Origin of the sequence: Paludibacterium paludis (assembly GCF_018802605.1) — a bacterium.
Lineage (GTDB): Bacteria > Pseudomonadota > Gammaproteobacteria > Burkholderiales > Chromobacteriaceae > Paludibacterium > Paludibacterium paludis.
Map to the genome: position 1 here is coordinate 106,842 of NZ_CP069161.1, position 15,409 is coordinate 122,250.

Annotated in this window: 13 protein-coding genes; 7 read left to right on the plus strand and 6 right to left on the minus strand. The window is 64.6% G+C overall.

Features of this window, described 5'->3' with window-relative positions:
- Positions 1 to 174 precede the first annotated feature (174 nt).
- Positions 175 to 1,662, plus strand: a complete 1,488-nt coding sequence (locus tag JNO50_RS00435) for a M4 family metallopeptidase (protein WP_189532690.1) — start codon at positions 175 to 177, stop codon at positions 1,660 to 1,662.
- 47 nt (positions 1,663 to 1,709) lie between these two features.
- Here the strand turns inward: JNO50_RS00435 and parC are convergent, their stop codons facing one another.
- Complete coding sequence (gene parC / locus JNO50_RS00440; RefSeq protein WP_189532692.1) at positions 1,710 to 4,073, minus strand: DNA topoisomerase IV subunit A; 2,364 nt, start codon at positions 4,071 to 4,073, stop codon at positions 1,710 to 1,712.
- Positions 4,074 to 4,144: 71 nt separating this feature from the next.
- Here parC and JNO50_RS00445 point away from each other — a divergent pair, with 71 nt between their 5' ends.
- Positions 4,145 to 4,606: a GNAT family N-acetyltransferase gene (locus JNO50_RS00445; protein ID WP_189532694.1), complete on the plus strand. Its 462-nt coding sequence runs from the start codon at positions 4,145 to 4,147 to the stop codon at positions 4,604 to 4,606.
- 40 nt (positions 4,607 to 4,646) lie between these two features.
- Here JNO50_RS00445 and JNO50_RS00450 read toward each other — a convergent pair whose 3' ends face one another.
- On the minus strand, positions 4,647 to 5,378 hold the full coding sequence (locus JNO50_RS00450; protein ID WP_189532696.1) for a hypothetical protein: 732 nt from the start codon (positions 5,376 to 5,378) through the stop codon (positions 4,647 to 4,649).
- An 83-nt stretch (positions 5,379 to 5,461) separates the two neighbouring features.
- Positions 5,462 to 6,232, minus strand: coding sequence for a BPSS1780 family membrane protein (locus JNO50_RS00455; protein ID WP_189532698.1), 771 nt, complete (start codon positions 6,230 to 6,232; stop codon positions 5,462 to 5,464).
- Positions 6,233 to 6,396: 164 nt separating this feature from the next.
- On the opposite strand from JNO50_RS00455, the gene tkt reads away from it, so the two are divergent.
- The 5 genes from tkt (at position 6,397) to fba (ending at position 12,529) form a co-directional block, all read left to right on the plus strand.
- A complete protein-coding gene (gene tkt / locus JNO50_RS00460; RefSeq protein WP_189532700.1) occupies positions 6,397 to 8,391 on the plus strand; it encodes a transketolase in 1,995 nt (664 codons plus the stop codon).
- A gap of 69 nt (positions 8,392 to 8,460) precedes the next feature.
- Positions 8,461 to 9,477 carry a type I glyceraldehyde-3-phosphate dehydrogenase gene (gene gap / locus JNO50_RS00465; protein ID WP_189532708.1) on the plus strand — a complete coding sequence of 339 codons (1,017 nt, stop codon included), beginning with the start codon at positions 8,461 to 8,463 and terminating at the stop codon, positions 9,475 to 9,477.
- A 90-nt stretch (positions 9,478 to 9,567) separates the two neighbouring features.
- Positions 9,568 to 10,746, plus strand: a complete 1,179-nt coding sequence (locus JNO50_RS00470) for a phosphoglycerate kinase (protein WP_189532710.1) — start codon at positions 9,568 to 9,570, stop codon at positions 10,744 to 10,746.
- 29 nt (positions 10,747 to 10,775) lie between these two features.
- Positions 10,776 to 11,408, plus strand: coding sequence for a LysE family translocator (locus JNO50_RS00475; protein ID WP_189532712.1), 633 nt, complete (start codon positions 10,776 to 10,778; stop codon positions 11,406 to 11,408).
- Positions 11,409 to 11,464: 56 nt separating this feature from the next.
- Positions 11,465 to 12,529, plus strand: coding sequence for a class II fructose-bisphosphate aldolase (fba, locus tag JNO50_RS00480; RefSeq protein ID WP_189532713.1), 1,065 nt, complete (start codon positions 11,465 to 11,467; stop codon positions 12,527 to 12,529).
- A gap of 77 nt (positions 12,530 to 12,606) precedes the next feature.
- On the opposite strand, the gene JNO50_RS00485 is transcribed toward fba, so the two are convergent.
- The 3 genes from JNO50_RS00485 to dksA all read right to left on the minus strand — a co-directional run bounded on the left by JNO50_RS00485 (position 12,607) and on the right by dksA (position 15,351).
- Positions 12,607 to 13,719: an HPP family protein gene (locus tag JNO50_RS00485; RefSeq protein ID WP_189532715.1), complete on the minus strand. Its 1,113-nt coding sequence runs from the start codon at positions 13,717 to 13,719 to the stop codon at positions 12,607 to 12,609.
- Positions 13,720 to 13,728: 9 nt separating this feature from the next.
- On the minus strand, positions 13,729 to 14,793 hold the full coding sequence (gene aroG / locus JNO50_RS00490) for a 3-deoxy-7-phosphoheptulonate synthase AroG (RefSeq protein ID WP_189532717.1): 1,065 nt from the start codon (positions 14,791 to 14,793) through the stop codon (positions 13,729 to 13,731).
- A gap of 147 nt (positions 14,794 to 14,940) precedes the next feature.
- Positions 14,941 to 15,351, minus strand: a complete 411-nt coding sequence (gene dksA, locus JNO50_RS00495; RefSeq protein ID WP_189532724.1) for an RNA polymerase-binding protein DksA — start codon at positions 15,349 to 15,351, stop codon at positions 14,941 to 14,943.
- Positions 15,352 to 15,409 lie beyond the last annotated feature (58 nt).

Genomic DNA, 15,409 nt, shown 5'->3' on the forward strand with positions numbered 1-15,409 from the left:
CCACGTTCCTTTATCCGCATATTCGCATTTCATTTTTGTTAAATAAGTTCCATTTACTGTCATAAAGTACAGCAGTCAAAACGGCCATTTCATTCGATACCGAACAGTCCCGGATAAAAAAATTTCAGCCGGAGATACTTGTTTCATCATTCGATGACAATGGAGATCACACACATGAACAGGAAAACCCTTTCGTCCACCACTTTGGGCCTCCTGGCCCTGGCCGTTTCCGCCCAATCTTTCGCGGCCGAACGGATCCATCTGGAAGCGCACAAGCCGATCAAAGGCTTTGCCGCCAGTCAGGGACTCGCGGAGAGCCTCGGCGCCGCCCCCGCCGATCTCAAAGCCCTGCGCAGCATCACGGCGGCGAACGGCAAGAGCGCGACCCGCTTCCAGCAGTACTACCGCGGCATCCCCGTCTGGGGCGAAGCGATCGTCGAAGAAAAAGCCGGCCACGCCACCAGCGGCTACAGCGGCGACTACATTGCCGGCATCGCGGCGGATCTGCCGTCCGTCACCCCGGCGCTCAGCCGCGAACAGGTGCTGGCGCAGACCAAGGCGCTCAAAACCCGCGGCTATCCGACCCGCAATGACAAGGCCGAACTCCTGATCCGGCTCAACGAGAAAAACACCGCGCAGCTGATCTATCTGGTGTCGTTCGTGGTGACCGGCACGGCGCCGAGCCGTCCCCACTTCATCGTCGACGCCATGTCCGGCCAGGTTCTCGCGCAGTGGGAAGGCCTGAACCACGATCAGGCCAACGGCCCGGGGGGCAACACAAAGACCGGCCGCTACTACTACGGCAAGGACTACGGCCCGCTGATCGTCACCAGCGATTGCGCGATGGACAGCGGCAATGTGGCCACCGTGGATCTGGGCGGCGAAGAGGACAACTCGAGCACGGAGCCCTTCAGCTTCACCTGCCCGACCAACACCTACAAGGCCATCAACGGCGCCTACTCGCCGCTCAATGACGCGCATTACTTCGGCAACGTAGTCTTCAATATGTACAAGGACTGGTTCAACCTGCGCCCGATCCAGCAAAAGCTGTACATGAAAGTCCACTATGGATCCGGGTATGAGAACGCGTTCTGGGACGGCAGCGCGATGACCTTCGGAGATGGCGCCACCCGCTTCTATCCGCTCGTCTCGCTCGATGTCTCGTCGCACGAGGTCAGCCACGGTTTCACCGAGCAGAACTCGGGTCTGGTGTATAAGGGGCAGTCCGGAGGGATGAACGAAGCGTTCTCCGACATGGCGGGCGAAGCGGCCAAGTACTACATGAAGGGCAGCAACGACTTCCTCGTCGGCGCCACGATCTTCAAGGGCAGCGGGGCGCTGCGCTACATGGACAAACCGAGCCGCGACGGCCGCTCGATCGACAACGCCAGCCAGTACCGGGCCGGGCTCGACGTGCATCACAGCAGCGGGGTGTACAACCGGGCGTTCTACCTGCTCGCCACCACGAGCGGATGGAACACTCGCAAGGCCTTCGAGGTGTTTGTCGACGCCAACCGCCTGTACTGGACGGCCAACAGCACCTTCAACCAAGGCTCGTGCGGCGTGATCAAGGCGGCGCAGGTCCGTGGCTACAAAACCACCGATGTGGTCTCGGCGTTTAGCAAGGTGGGCGTGAGCTGCCCGTCGCGTCCGGCGAAATAATCGGGTCGACAAAAGAAAAAAGCGGAGCCCGGACGGCCCCGCTTTTTTCAGACGGAGGAATCCGGCGAGCGGATCGCCGTCACCGTCCACTTTTTCGGCATCAGCCGGCCCTTCTTGCCGCGTTTGCCAAGGTATTCCTCGAGCGCGAGCTTTTCATCGCCGGTTTTTCCTCTGACCGACACGGTCGACAGCAGAGCTTTCGGCCCGTCGACCAGCCCGGCCGCGGTCAGTTTCTCGCCGGCGTCCAGCTGCATCAGCATCAGTCCGCGCCCTTTGGACAATTCCCTCAGTTCGGCAACCGGATAGGCCAGCAAACGGCCGTTGTCGGCCGCGACCACCAGTTGCAGCGCCGGATCGGCCCGTTCGGGCAAGGGCAGCGGAGCCAGCAGGGTTTCGCCCTCTTCGAGGGTGATGTAGGCCTTGCCGGCCTTGACCCGTCCGGCCATGTCGCCGATACGGCCGATGAAACCGTAGGCGCCGCTGTGACTGAGCACATAGCGGTCGGTCTCCTTGCCGGAGAGCATGCGCACCACCTTGCCGCCATCCTGCACGTCGACCAGCGAGGTAACCGGTACGCCGTCGCCGCGGCCGCCGGGCACATCGGCCACATCGATGGTATAGGCCCGTCCGTGGTTGTCGAGCACGACGACCGGCCAGACCGTGCGGGTCTCGACCACTTCGTACAGGCTGTCGCCGTCCTTGAAGGCGAGACTCGACAGATCGAGCGAATGGCCGGAACGGGCGCGGATCCAGCCTTTTTGCGACAGGATGACGGTGACCGGCTCGTCGGCGATGGTCTGGGTCAGCACCGCGCGCTCGGCCGGCCGGATCTCGGTGCGGCGCGCATCGCCGAAGCGGGCGCGGTCGGCGCGGATTTCGCCGGTGATCAGTTCGCGCTTGGCATCGTCGTTGTCCAGCAGATGGCGCAGCGATTCGCGCTCCTCGCGCAGTTCCGACAGTTCCTTCTCCAGCTTGAAGCCCTCGAGCCGGGCCAGCTGGCGCAGGCGGATCTCGAGAATGTCCTCGGCCTGGATTTCGGTCAGGCCGAACGCCTTGATCAGGTCGGCCTTGGGCTCGTCCGACTCGCGGATGACCCGGATCACTTCATCGATATGGATGAAGACGACCATCCGGCCTTCGAGAATGTGAATGCGCTTGTCGACCTGCGAGAGGCGGTGCTCGAGACGGCGCGTGACCGTCTGGCGGCGGAACTGCAGCCATTCGCAAAGAATGGCGCGCAGCCCCTTCTGGGCCGGACGGCCATCCAGGCCGATCATCACGAGGTTCAGCGACACATTGCCTTCGAGGCTGGTCTGAGCGAGCAGCAGGCGGATGAATTCGTCCGGATCCTGGCGGCTCGACTTGGGCTCGAACACCAGACGCACCGGTTGGGCCGAATCGGACTCGTCGCGGACCCGGTCGAGCACCGACAGCATCAGGCTCTTGAGGTTCTGCTGATCCTGCGACAGGGTTTTTTTGCCGGTCTTGACCTTCGGATTGGTCGCCTCTTCGATTTCGGCCAGCACCTTCTGCGCCGAGCTGCCCGGGGGCAGTTCGGTGACAATCACGCGCCACTGGCCGCGCGCGAGCCGTTCGATTTCCCAGCGCGCACGCACACGCACCGAGCCGCGCCCCGTGGCGTAGGCGGCGCGGATGTCCTCGGGCTGGGTGATGATCTGTCCGCCGCCGGGGAAGTCCGGTCCCGGCACGATGCCCATCAGGTCGTCGTCCGGCAGGTCGGGGTTATCCAGCAGCGCGATGCAGGCGTCCGCCACTTCGCAAAGATTGTGCGGGGGAATTTCGGTCGCCATCCCCACCGCGATGCCGGAGGCGCCGTTGAGCAGCACCATCGGCAGGCGGGCGGGAAGCAGGGCGGGCTCGTCGAACGCGCCATCGTAATTGGGCACGAAATCGACCGTGCCCATGTCGATTTCCGACAGCAAGAGCTCGGCGATCGGGGTCAGGCGCGCTTCGGTATAACGCATCGCCGCGGCGCCGTCGCCGTCGCGGCTGCCGAAGTTGCCGTGCCCGTCGATCAGCGGGTAGCGCAGCGTGAAGGACTGCGCCATGCGCACCATGGCCTCATAGGCCGAACTGTCGCCGTGAGGATGGTATTTGCCGAGGATTTCGCCGACCACGCGCGCCGACTTGACCGGCTTGGCGCCGGCGGACAGCCCCATGTCGCGCATTGCGTACAGGATGCGGCGCTGCACGGGTTTCTGGCCGTCGGCCACTTCCGGCAGGGCGCGGCCCCGCACCACGCTCATCGCGTATTCGAGGTAGGCGCGTTCGGCGTAAAGATCGAGGGGAATCCAGTCGCCGCCGCCGTCGGCCGGCGCGGCCGGCACGTCGGAGGGAGGGCCGCCGGCCCCGTCCGCGACGGGGTCGTCGAACAGATCGTTATGGTTCATTTCGTTTGAGAAGGCAGAATGCTTGGTTAAACTCGAACAGGTTATCGGTCACATCAGAACGGGATTGTACTATGGCGAGCTTGATTCAGTGGCATTGCCACGACTTTAACGGATTCACGCCCGAAACCCTCTACCAGGCGCTGGCGCTGCGCGACCGGGTTTTCGTGGTGGAGCAACGCTCCATCTACGGCGACATCGACGGCAGGGACCCCGATTGCCGGCACCTCGCGGGGTACGCGGGCGACGGCCGGCTCGTCGCCTACGCGCGCATCCTGGCGCCCGGCGTCGCCTACCCGGATGCCGCCGCGCTCGGCCGCCTGGTGGTGGACCCCTCGCTGCGCGGACAGGGCGTGGGCCGGCAACTGCTCGCCCGGGCGCTAGAGGAAGCCGCCCGTCTCCATCCCGGTCCGGTGATGCTGTCGGCCCAGACCCGCGCCAGCGGATTTTACGCCTCGTTCGGTTTCGTCCCGGTCGGCGAACCGTACGACGACGGCGGTATCGAGCATATCGACATGCGCAAGGAAGCCGACTGAACCGCCGCCGGGACCGTCTGCGCGGTTTCGGCGGTCCGTCTCATTCCGGGAAAACCTCCCGCCAGGCGGCGTAGGAGATCAGACAATACAGGGGGCATAGAACCAGCATCGCGAACAACACCGACGCGAAGCCCCATAACGAGCCGGGAATGGCCGCTCCCCCCGCCTCGTAGATCACACCGAACAGCAGGAAATAGACCAGATCAAGCACCAGAAACGCCAGCCAGTTGATCCTCACGGCCCTGGCCGCTCCCTTGAACGCGTTGAATGGCAGATAGCCTTGCATCTCGACCAGAATGGGTGCCAGCATGCAAATCCACTTGCCCAGGAACAGAATAACGAAGAGCGCCATGAAGACAAAGACAAGCATCGTGGTGTAGACCTGGAAAATGAAACCCAACGCCAAAACCAAAAGGGCAATCACCAAATACAATCCGGTCATCAGCAGCGCCAGCATCCCGATCGATCGTCCCGAAGCCCTGAAGCCGACAAACAAACTCCCCACCGCGACCGGTTCGCCGTGCTCCGATTTACACGCGCAAGAAGCGACGCCGGCGGCAAACGCCATCTGCAGGAACAGCCAGGCGACCATGCCAAGCAGCGGCACAGCAAGCCCGCAGAGCATCGACAGAACGGTCATCGCCAGCCAGGGCAATGTCCAGAACAGCGGACGCACGCGATACAGCGCCCAACCTCGGGATAGCCAGCCGAACACGCTGCCGGCCCCCACTCTGGCGGGATTGAACGCCTCCGCCATCACCACATCCGTCATTTTCTTTTTCTCCGGCAAGACACAACGCCGCGTCCCGCCAATAACTCAACCACGACAACAGGCGGGGAATATCCCCGTTCCCCTTACTCCGGAAAAACATCCTGCCAGGCGGCATAGAGCGCCAGATAATACAGCGGGCACACGATCAACAGCCCGAGCAGCATCGGCAGCACGCCGAGGAAGATCAGCACGATAAACACCACCCCCATCACCAGGAAGGCCGCCCAGTTGGTCAGCACCGCGCGGAAACTGACCATCAGCGCCTCCAGGGGCAGCAGCCCCTGCATTGTCACCAGAATCGGGGCGAACAGGAAGGCCGACTCGATCAACAGGGAAAACGCGGCGAAGACAAGGGCGAGGAGAATGATCAGCATGGCCGATCCGCCCTGGCCGAGCGAAGCGAAACGCGACGGGTCCATGTCCATCATCGCCGTCATCATCGTCTTGGCCCCGGCGAAACCGAATCCGATGCCCAGCGCAATGCCGACGATCACCACCGCCACCGCGATCAGAAAAACGATCTGCACCAGGGTCAGTACGGCAAGGGGGCGCCAATTCTGCCGGATCGCCCCGAACAGGTCGGCGATTTCGATCGCTTCTCCGCGGCAGGCGCGTCGCGCGCACAGCGCGAAACCGGCGACAAAGCCCAGGTGAAGAAACATTTGCCCGATCCGGCCAAGGATCGGCACGACACTGAGCAGCAACGGCAGGATCACCGTCACCAGCCCGAACAGCACCCAGATCAGCGGCTGCGCGCGGAACTGCGCCCAGCCCCGGGAAATCCAGCCGAACACGCTGCCCGCCCGCACCTTCGCCGGCCTGAGCGAGTCCGCCGTCGTCGTCAAATCAATCATTTTTCTTTTCTCCGCCAAAGTGTTTCAAAAAATCCGCGCCGCCATGCCAACAGCACAGCGGTTGCCGTACCGATGCGATATCGGCGATAATTCCATGATTTCTCAATGGTTGGGCAACCGTTGCCCGCCATTGTTCCGGTTCCCCACTCTCGAGGTTTCTTTGCATGGTTACCCGAACCGAACTTGCCAACGCCATACGCTTCCTGTCGATGGATGCGGTGGAGAAGGCCAAATCCGGTCACCCCGGCATGCCGATGGGCATGGCTGATATCGCTGAAGTCCTGTGGCGCGACCACCTCGCCCACAGCCCCGCCAACCCCCACTGGCACAACCGCGACCGCTTCGTGCTCTCCAACGGCCACGGTTCCATGCTGCTGTACAGCCTGCTGCATCTGACAGGCTACGACGTCACCCTCGAAGACCTCAAGAATTTCCGCCAGCTTCACTCCCGCACGCCGGGCCACCCCGAATACGGTTACGCGCCGGGCGTGGAAACCACCACCGGTCCGCTCGGCCAGGGCATCACCAACGCGGTGGGCATGGCCCTCGCGGAAAAACTGCTCGCCGACGAATTCAATCGCGACGGCTTCCCGATCGTGGATCACACCACCTGGGCGTTCCTCGGCGACGGCTGTCTGATGGAAGGCATTTCCCACGAAGCGTGCTCGCTGGCAGGCACCTGGGGCCTGGGCAAGCTTATCGCATTTTATGACGACAATGGCATTTCCATCGACGGCGACGTCGAAGGCTGGTTCACCGACGACACCCCGGCGCGCTTCGAAGCCTACGGCTGGCAGGTGGTGCGCAACGTCAACGGGCACGACGCCAGCGAGATCGACACGGCGATCCGCACCGCCAGGGCCGAAACGTCCCGCCCGACGCTGATCTGCTGCAAGACCCGCATCGGCTTTGGCGCGCCGAACAAGGAAGGCGGTCACGACGTGCACGGCGCGCCGCTGGGCGCCGCCGAAATCGCCGCGGCGCGCGGGCACCTGGGCTGGCCGCACGAACCCTTCGTGATCCCCGCCGACATCGCCCGCGCCTGGAACGCGGTGGACGCCGGACGCGAACGCGAAGCGGCGTGGAACGCGCTGTTTAACGCCTATCGCGCCGCGCATCCGGAACTGGCCGCCGAATTCGAACGCCGCATGAACGGCGAACTGCCGGCCGGCTTCGCCGCGCATGCCGCGCAAAAAATCGCCGAAGCCAACGGCAAGGCCGAAACCATCGCCACCCGCAAGGCTTCGCAGAACGCCATCAACGCCTTCGCCGAAATCCTGCCGGAACTTCTCGGCGGCTCCGCCGACCTCACCCCGTCGAACCTGACGAACTGGAAGGGATCGCGCCCGGTCACCCGCGACGCGGGCGGCAACTACATCCACTACGGCGTGCGCGAATTCGGCATGGCGGCGATCCTCAACGGTCTTGCGCTGCATGGCGGCTTCCGCCCCTTCGGCGCGACCTTCCTGATGTTCAGCGAATACGCCCGCAACGCCCTGCGCATGGCGGCGCTGATGAAGATCAACCCGCTGTTCGTCTTCACGCACGACTCCATCGGTCTGGGCGAGGACGGCCCGACCCATCAGCCTGTCGAGCAGACCGCCACCTTGCGGATGATTCCGGGCATGACGGTATGGCGTCCGTGCGACACCGTCGAATCCATGGTTGCCTGGAGCGAAGCCTTGGCCGCGAAGGATCACCCGAGCTGCCTGATCTTCAGCCGCCAGAACCTGCCGTTCGTCGAGCGCGACGACGCCGCGCTCGAGGCCGTCAAACGCGGCGGCTACGTGCTCAAGGATGCCGACGCGCCGCGCGCCGTGCTCATCGCCACCGGCTCCGAAGTGGAGCTCGCGCTCAAGGCCCAGGAAGCGCTCGCGGCCGAAGGCGTTCCGGTGCGCGTGGTATCGATGCCCTCGACCAACGCGTTCGACCGCCAGGATCGCGAGTGGAAGAGCAGCGTACTGCCCGCCGGCGTGCCGCGCCTGGCGATCGAGGCCGGCGTCACGGACTTCTGGCGCAAGTACGTCGGCCTGGAAGGCGACGTGATCGGCATCGACCGCTTCGGCGAATCCGCCCCCGCGGGCCAGCTCTTCAAGGAGTTCGGCTTCACGGTCGACAACGTCGTGGCCCGCACCCGGGCCCTGATCGGACAGCACTGATGCATCATCAGGGCCGTCAGCGCGTCGCCGCCGACGGCCCTTGTTTCTATTCAACGGGAGAGAAATAGAATGACCATCCGTATCGCCATCAATGGTTACGGTCGTATCGGCCGCCAGGTACTGCGCGCCATCTTCGAAAACAACCTGACGGACGAATTCGAAGTCGTTGCGGTCAACGCAACCGGCGAGCTGGCCCTGAACGCCCACCTGACCCGCTTCGATACCGTGCATGGCCGATTCCCCGCCGAAATCTCGCATGACGACACGCACCTGACCATCGACGGCCACCGCATCCGTTTCTTCTCGACCCGCAACCCGGCCGAACTGCCGTGGAAAGCGCTGGATATCGACCTGGTGATGGAGTGCACCGGCGCGTTCACCAGCAAGGAGAAGTGCCAAGTGCATCTCGACGCCGGCGCGAAGAAGGTGCTGATTTCCGCGCCGGGCGGAAACGATGTCGATGCCACCATCGTCTACGGCGTCAACCACTCGGTGCTGACGCCGGCGATGACCGTGGTCTCGAACGCCTCGTGCACCACCAACTGTCTGGCGCCGGTCGCCCAGCCGCTGAACGACAAGCTCGGCATCGTCAAGGGCCTGATGACCACCATCCACGCCTTCACCAACGACCAGGTGCTGACCGACGTGCGCCACAAGGACCTGCGTCGCGCCCGTTCCGCCACCGAAAACATGATTCCGACCAAGACCGGCGCCGCCAAGGCCGTGGGCCTCGTGCTGCCGGAACTGGCCGGCAAGCTCGACGGATTCTCGGTACGCGTGCCGACCATCAACGTATCGCTGGTCGACCTGACCTTCGAAGCGGCGCGCCCGACCACCGTCGAAGAAGTCAACGCCATCGTCAAGGAGGCGTCCGACACCTACCTGAAGGGCGTTCTGGGTTACAACACCCTGCCGCTGGTGTCGATGGACTTCAACCACACCTCGGAAGCCTCCACCTTCGACTCGACCCTGACCAAGGTGTCCAACGGCACGCTGGTGAAGGTGCTGGCCTGGTACGACAATGAGTGGGGTTTCAGCTGCCAGATGCTGAACACCGCCCGCGCCATGTGCGCCGCCCGCGGATAACGCGGGATAAGGGGTTCCGCCCCGCCGGGGCGGAACCGAACCGGAACGATTGACTACCGTGTCCCGCGGCGGGACGCATCGAGGCAGACCATGGAATTCAAGAAACTGGCCGAACAGGCTCTCGAAGGCAAGCGCGTGCTGATCCGCGTCGACATGAACGTGCCGGTGAAAAACGGCGCGATCGGCGACGATACCCGCATCCGGGCGTCGCTGCCGTCCATCCGCCATGCGCTGGACAAGGGCGCATCCGTCATCCTGATGACCCACCTGGGCCGTCCGACCGAAGGCGAACCCCGCCCCGAGGACAGCCTCGCGCCGGTCGCCGCCCGCCTCGCGGAACTGCTGGGCCGCGACGTTCCGGTGGTGGCCGACTGGAAAGGCGGCATCGCGCTGTCCGCCGGCGACGTCGTCATGCTGGAAAACGTCCGCCTGAACAAGGGCGAGAAAAAGAACAACGACGAACTGGGCCGCGCCTACGCCGCCCTGTGCGACGTGTTCGTCAACGACGCGTTCGGCACCGCGCACCGCGCCGAAGCCTCGACCCACGCGGTGGCGGTTCACGCGCCGATCGCCTGCGCCGGCCTCTTGCTGTCCGCCGAACTGGAGGCGCTGGGCAAGGCGCTCCTCGCGCCGGCGCGTCCGCTGGTGGCCATCGTCGCCGGCTCCAAGGTGTCGACCAAGCTGACCATCCTCGAATCGCTGGCCGACAAGGTCGACCGCTTGATCGTCGGCGGCGGCATCGCCAACACCTTCCTGCTCGCCGAAGGCAAGCCGATCGGCAAGTCGCTCGCCGAGCCGGACCTGCTGGACGACGCCCGACGGGTGATCGCCAAACTGCGCGCGCGCGGCGGCGACGTGCCGCTGCCGGTCGACGTGGTGACCGCGCCGGAATTCGCCGAAACCGCGCCGGCCACCCTCAAGGCGGCGGGCGAGGTCGGCGACAACGACATGATCCTCGACATCGGACCGGAATCGGCCGCGGCGCTCGCCGCCATCATCGCCGAAGCGGGCACCGTGGTCTGGAACGGCCCGGTCGGGGTTTTCGAATTCGATGCCTTCGGCAAGGGCACGGAAACGCTCGCCCGCGCCATCGCCAATTCCAAGGCCTTCTCGATCGCCGGCGGCGGCGACACCCTCGCGGCGATCGCCAAGTACGGCATCACGGACCAGATCGGCTACATTTCCACCGGCGGCGGCGCCTTCCTCGAGTTCCTCGAAGGCAAGACCCTGCCGGCCGTGGCGATCCTCGCCGAACGCGCCCGCGCCTGAGCGACGACACCGACACGGAGACTCCGACCATGACCCTCGCCACCTGGCTGCTGTTCGTCACCACGGTGTTTTTCGTGTCGGCCACGCCCGGGCCCAACATGCTGCTGGCCATGACGCACGGCATCCACCACGGCATGCGCGGCACCTTCGTCACCTGCCTTGGGCTGATGTCGGCGCTGGCGCTGATCATGGCCGTTTCGGCGGCCGGGCTCGGAGCGCTCCTGGCGACCTCGGTCACGCTCTTCGCGCTCGTGAAATACCTGGGCGCCGCCTACCTGATCTACCTGGGCGTGCGCACCTGGCGCGCGCGGGCCGAACCGCTGAACGCCGACGGCGCGCGGCGGGCCGCTCCGGTTCCGGCCGGACGGCGTTTTCGCACGGGATTCCTGGTGGCGATGAGCAACCCGAAAGCGTTCATTTTCTTTACCGCCCTGTTTCCGCAGTTCATGAATGCGCATGCGCCGCAAGGCCCGCAGCTGGCCATCCTCGCCGCGACGTTTTTCGCGATCGAGGCCTCGTGGCAATTCGCCTATGCCGCGGGCGGCGCCCGGCTTGCCGGCTGGCTCGGATCGGCGCGCCGCGTGCGGCTCGTCAACCGCCTGTCGGGCGGCGCATTCATCGGAGCGGGCATCCTGCTCACTGGCGTGTCGCGCCAGGCGTAGGTCGCTTCACGCAACTTTTATTACATCAACTTTAGCGCCCTGATGAGGAGAAATTCATGGCTCTCGTTTCGATGCGCCAGCTGCTGGATCACGCAGCCGAGTTCGGATACGGCCTGCCGGCCTTCAACGTCAACAACCTCGAACAGATGCGGGCCATCATGGAAGCGGCCGACAAGGTCGACGCTCCGGTGATCGTGCAGGCTTCCGCCGGCGCGCGCAAATACGCCGGCGCGCCGTTCCTGCGCCACCTGATCCTCGCCGCCGTGGAAGAGTTTCCGCACATCCCGGTGGTGATGCACCAGGATCACGGCACGAGCCCCGATGTCTGCCAGCGTTCGATCCAGCTCGGCTTCTCGTCGGTGATGATGGACGGCTCGCTCAAGTCCGACGGCAAGACCCCGGCCGACTACGATTACAACGTCGACGTGACCCGCACCGTGGTGAACTTCGCGCACGCCTGCGGCGTGTCGGTCGAAGGCGAGATCGGCTGCCTGGGTTCGCTGGAAACCGGCATGGCCGGTGAAGAGGACGGCGTGGGCGCCGAAGGCACCCTCGATCACAGCCAGTTGCTGACGGATCCGGAAGAAGCCGCGCGCTTCGTCAAGGATACCGGCGTCGACGCGCTGGCCATCGCCATCGGCACCAGCCACGGCGCCTACAAGTTCACCCGTCCGCCGACGGGCGACATCCTGGCGATCAACCGAATCAAGGAAATCCACGCCCGCCTGCCCAACACCCACCTGGTGATGCACGGCTCCTCCTCGGTGCCCCAGGACTGGCTCGCCATCATCAACGAATTCGGCGGCGAGATCCCGGAAACCTACGGCGTGCCGGTCGAGGAAATCGTCGAAGGCATCAAGCACGGCGTGCGCAAGGTGAACATCGACACCGACCTGCGTCTGGCGAGCACCGGCGCGGTCCGTCGTTATCTGGCGACGCACAAGGCCGAATTCGATCCGCGCAAATACCTGGCGGAAACCGTCAAGGCGATGCGCGACATCTGCATCGCGCGCTACGAAGCGTTCGGCTCGGCAGGGCAGGCGTCGAAGATCAAACCGGTGAACCTCGACACGATGGCCAACCGCTATGCCAAGGGTGAACTCGCGCAGATCGTGCGCTAAGCCAGCCCGGAAAAACCCATGCCCCGAAGGGTTCGACCCTCGGGGCATGGGTTTATGCGGAAAAAGGAAAACGGCGGTCAGGCCGTGCGGCTCGCGGACAGCGCGGCCACCATGTCGGACTGGGCGATGATGCCCACAAGGCGGCCTTCCTTATCGACCACCGGCAGGGTGTGCCGCCCTCCATCGGAAAACAGCGGCACAAGATCGGTGAGCGTCTGGTCGGCGCGGGCGCAGATCGCCGGCGCCGTCATCAGCGTTGCCACCGTTTCCTTGCGCAAGCGGAACAGGCGCCGCGCCATGCCGGCGACACTCATATCCATCCCGGCCAGAAAATCCGCCACGGACACCATGCCCAGCACGCGACGCCGCGCATCCACCACCGGCAATCCGCTGACACGGTGGCGCTTGAGCGTTTCCCAGGCCAGCTGGCGGCTGCAGGCGGGGGAAAGGGTCACCACCTCGCGCGCCATGATGTCGGCGGCCGTGAGCCCGCCGGCCAGCCGGTTCGCCGCATGGCGGGTGGCCGCGCGTACAATGGCCTCCAGATCGGCTGCGCTGATGTCCAGCAGATGATCGAGTTCCCGGATGCCCGAAGCGATATCTTCGTCGGTGATGCCGCTACGCGCCTGCGGAGGGGGATTGTTCACCCCGTGCGGACGGAGCGGCCGCGAGGGCAGGGGATACTGCCTCCCCGGCAGGAGACGGTGCAGCGCCATGCCGATGAGCACCATCAGCAGAGCGTTCACCCCGACCGGCAGCAGCACGAAATGAAAACCGAGCGCGTGCACCTGAGGGCCGCCGATCACCGCCGTCAGCGCGATGGCGCCGCCGGGTGGATGCAGACAACGCAATAAGGTCATGACCAGCAGCGCGCCCCCCACCGCCACGCCCGCGGCCAGATACACATCCGGTATCCAGCGCGCGCACGCCACTCCGATGGCCGACGACACCAGATGCCCGGCAAGGCAGGGCCAGGGCTGCGCCAAGGGGCTGCCCGGCAGACCGAACATCAGAACGGCCGCCGCGCCCATCGACGCGACGATCAGCGGGGAATGGCCGGCCGCCAGCGAGGTGATCCAGGCGGTCAGGGAAACGCTGGACACCGCGCCCAGGGTCAACAGCACGCGGTGCGACCAGGGCGCGCGCCAGACAGGGGTCAGCCACCCCTGCAGGGGAAGCGGCATGCTCATCGGCGCGGCTTACTTGACGGCGGCGTTGCGGCGGCCCTTGACGGCGTCGGCGAGAATGCGCAGCACCGATTCCGTATCTTCCCAGCCGATACAGCCGTCGGTGATGCTCTGCCCGTAAACAAGCTCGCAGCCCGGCTTGAGATCCTGCCGGCCTTCGACCAGATGGCTTTCCACCATCACCCCGAAAATGTGCCGGTCGCCGGCCGCCATCTGGGCGGCGACGTCTTCGGCCACTTCCACCTGGCGCCGGTAATCCTTGCGGCTGTTGGCATGGCTGAAATCGACCATCAGTTTTTGCGGCAGGCCGACCGCCGCCAGTTCCGCCGCCGCGGCGCGCACGTGCGTGGATGCGTAGTTGGGTTCCTTGCCGCCGCGCAGGATGACATGGCAGTCCGGATTACCCCCGGTGGAGACAATCGCCGAGTGTCCGGTCTTGGTCACCGACAGGAAATGATGCGGGACGCTCGCGGCGCGGATCGCGTCGACCGCGATCTTCAGGTTGCCGTCGGTACCGTTCTTGAAGCCAACCGGGGAGGACAGGCCGGAGGCCAGCTCGCGATGAACCTGCGACTCGGTGGTGCGCGCGCCGATGGCGCCCCAGGAAATCAGATCCGCGAAATACTGCGGCGTGATCATGTCGAGGAATTCGGTGGCGGCCGGCATGCCAAGATCGTTGAGCGCCAGCAAAAGCTTGCGGGCGATGCGCAAGCCGCCGTTGATGTCGAAGGACTCGTCCAGATGCGGGTCGTTGATCAGCCCTTTCCAGCCGACCGTGGTGCGCGGCTTTTCGAAATAGACGCGCATGACGATTTCCAGCTCGTCCGCATAGTGCTTGCGCAAAGGGAGCAGACGCCTGGCGTATTCTTCCGCGGCACCGATGTCATGGATGGAACAGGGACCGATCACCACCAGAAGCCGGTCGTCCTCGTCGCGCAACATCGAGGAGACCGCCCGGCGGGTATTGAAAATCAACTCGGACGACGATTCGCTGATGGGCAGCTCGTACAAATGAGCGATGGGGGGGAGGAGTTCCTTGATTTCGCGAATTCTGACGTCGTCGGTCTGCCGGTGCATGATGTTCCCTTGCCATGAAATTTTTCTGATGCTGCATGGCAAGATAACCCCTTTCGGCAACAGTGCACAAGACCGGCGACGCCGCGCGTGGCGCATATGCAAAACGCCACCCGCAGGTGGCGTTTTCAAGGGTTTGCGCGATGACGCTCAGTCGGCGTACTGGCGCTTCATCCGTTCGCGGCGCTCCTGGGCCTCGACGGACAAGGTGGCGGTCGGGCGGGCGATCAGGCGCTTGAGGCCGATCGGCTCGCCGGTGTCTTCACAAAAGCCGTAGGAGCCGTCTTCGATCTGGCGAAGCGAGGCCTGGATCTTTTGCAGCAGTTTCCGTTCGCGATCACGCGTACGCAGCTCCAGCGCATATTCTTCTTCCAGCGTGGCGCGATCGGCCGGATCCGGCGTCGCCTCCTGCTCCTGGAGATGGTTGGCAGTTGCGCTAGCGTTGTTCAACAACTCCTGCTGCATCTGTAGCAACTTCTCCTTGAAGAACTCAAGGTGGTCGGCGTTCATGTAATCGTCGCCTTCCCAGTTGAGGATATCCTGTTCGGTCATCTTGGCCATATTTGGTGCTTCCAGCATAGAGGTTGGCAGACAGGCACAAGAGATTACCTTCGGCCTT

Excerpts from the sequence above, each read along its gene's own strand:
- JNO50_RS00435 (WP_189532690.1), top strand. The coding sequence starts at position 175 with ATGAACAGGAAAACCCTTTCGTCCACCACTTTGGGCCTCCTGGCCCTG.
- parC (WP_189532692.1), bottom strand. The coding sequence starts at position 4,073 with ATGAACCATAACGATCTGTTCGACGACCCCGTCGCGGACGGGGCCGGC.
- JNO50_RS00445 (WP_189532694.1), top strand. The coding sequence starts at position 4,145 with ATGGCGAGCTTGATTCAGTGGCATTGCCACGACTTTAACGGATTCACG.
- JNO50_RS00450 (WP_189532696.1), bottom strand. The coding sequence starts at position 5,378 with ATGACGGATGTGGTGATGGCGGAGGCGTTCAATCCCGCCAGAGTGGGG.
- JNO50_RS00455 (WP_189532698.1), bottom strand. The coding sequence starts at position 6,232 with ATGATTGATTTGACGACGACGGCGGACTCGCTCAGGCCGGCGAAGGTG.
- tkt (WP_189532700.1), top strand. The coding sequence starts at position 6,397 with ATGGTTACCCGAACCGAACTTGCCAACGCCATACGCTTCCTGTCGATG.
- gap (WP_189532708.1), top strand. The coding sequence starts at position 8,461 with ATGACCATCCGTATCGCCATCAATGGTTACGGTCGTATCGGCCGCCAG.
- JNO50_RS00470 (WP_189532710.1), top strand. The coding sequence starts at position 9,568 with ATGGAATTCAAGAAACTGGCCGAACAGGCTCTCGAAGGCAAGCGCGTG.
- JNO50_RS00475 (WP_189532712.1), top strand. The coding sequence starts at position 10,776 with ATGACCCTCGCCACCTGGCTGCTGTTCGTCACCACGGTGTTTTTCGTG.
- fba (WP_189532713.1), top strand. The coding sequence starts at position 11,465 with ATGGCTCTCGTTTCGATGCGCCAGCTGCTGGATCACGCAGCCGAGTTC.
- JNO50_RS00485 (WP_189532715.1), bottom strand. The coding sequence starts at position 13,719 with ATGAGCATGCCGCTTCCCCTGCAGGGGTGGCTGACCCCTGTCTGGCGC.
- aroG (WP_189532717.1), bottom strand. The coding sequence starts at position 14,793 with ATGCACCGGCAGACCGACGACGTCAGAATTCGCGAAATCAAGGAACTC.
- dksA (WP_189532724.1), bottom strand. The coding sequence starts at position 15,351 with ATGGCCAAGATGACCGAACAGGATATCCTCAACTGGGAAGGCGACGAT.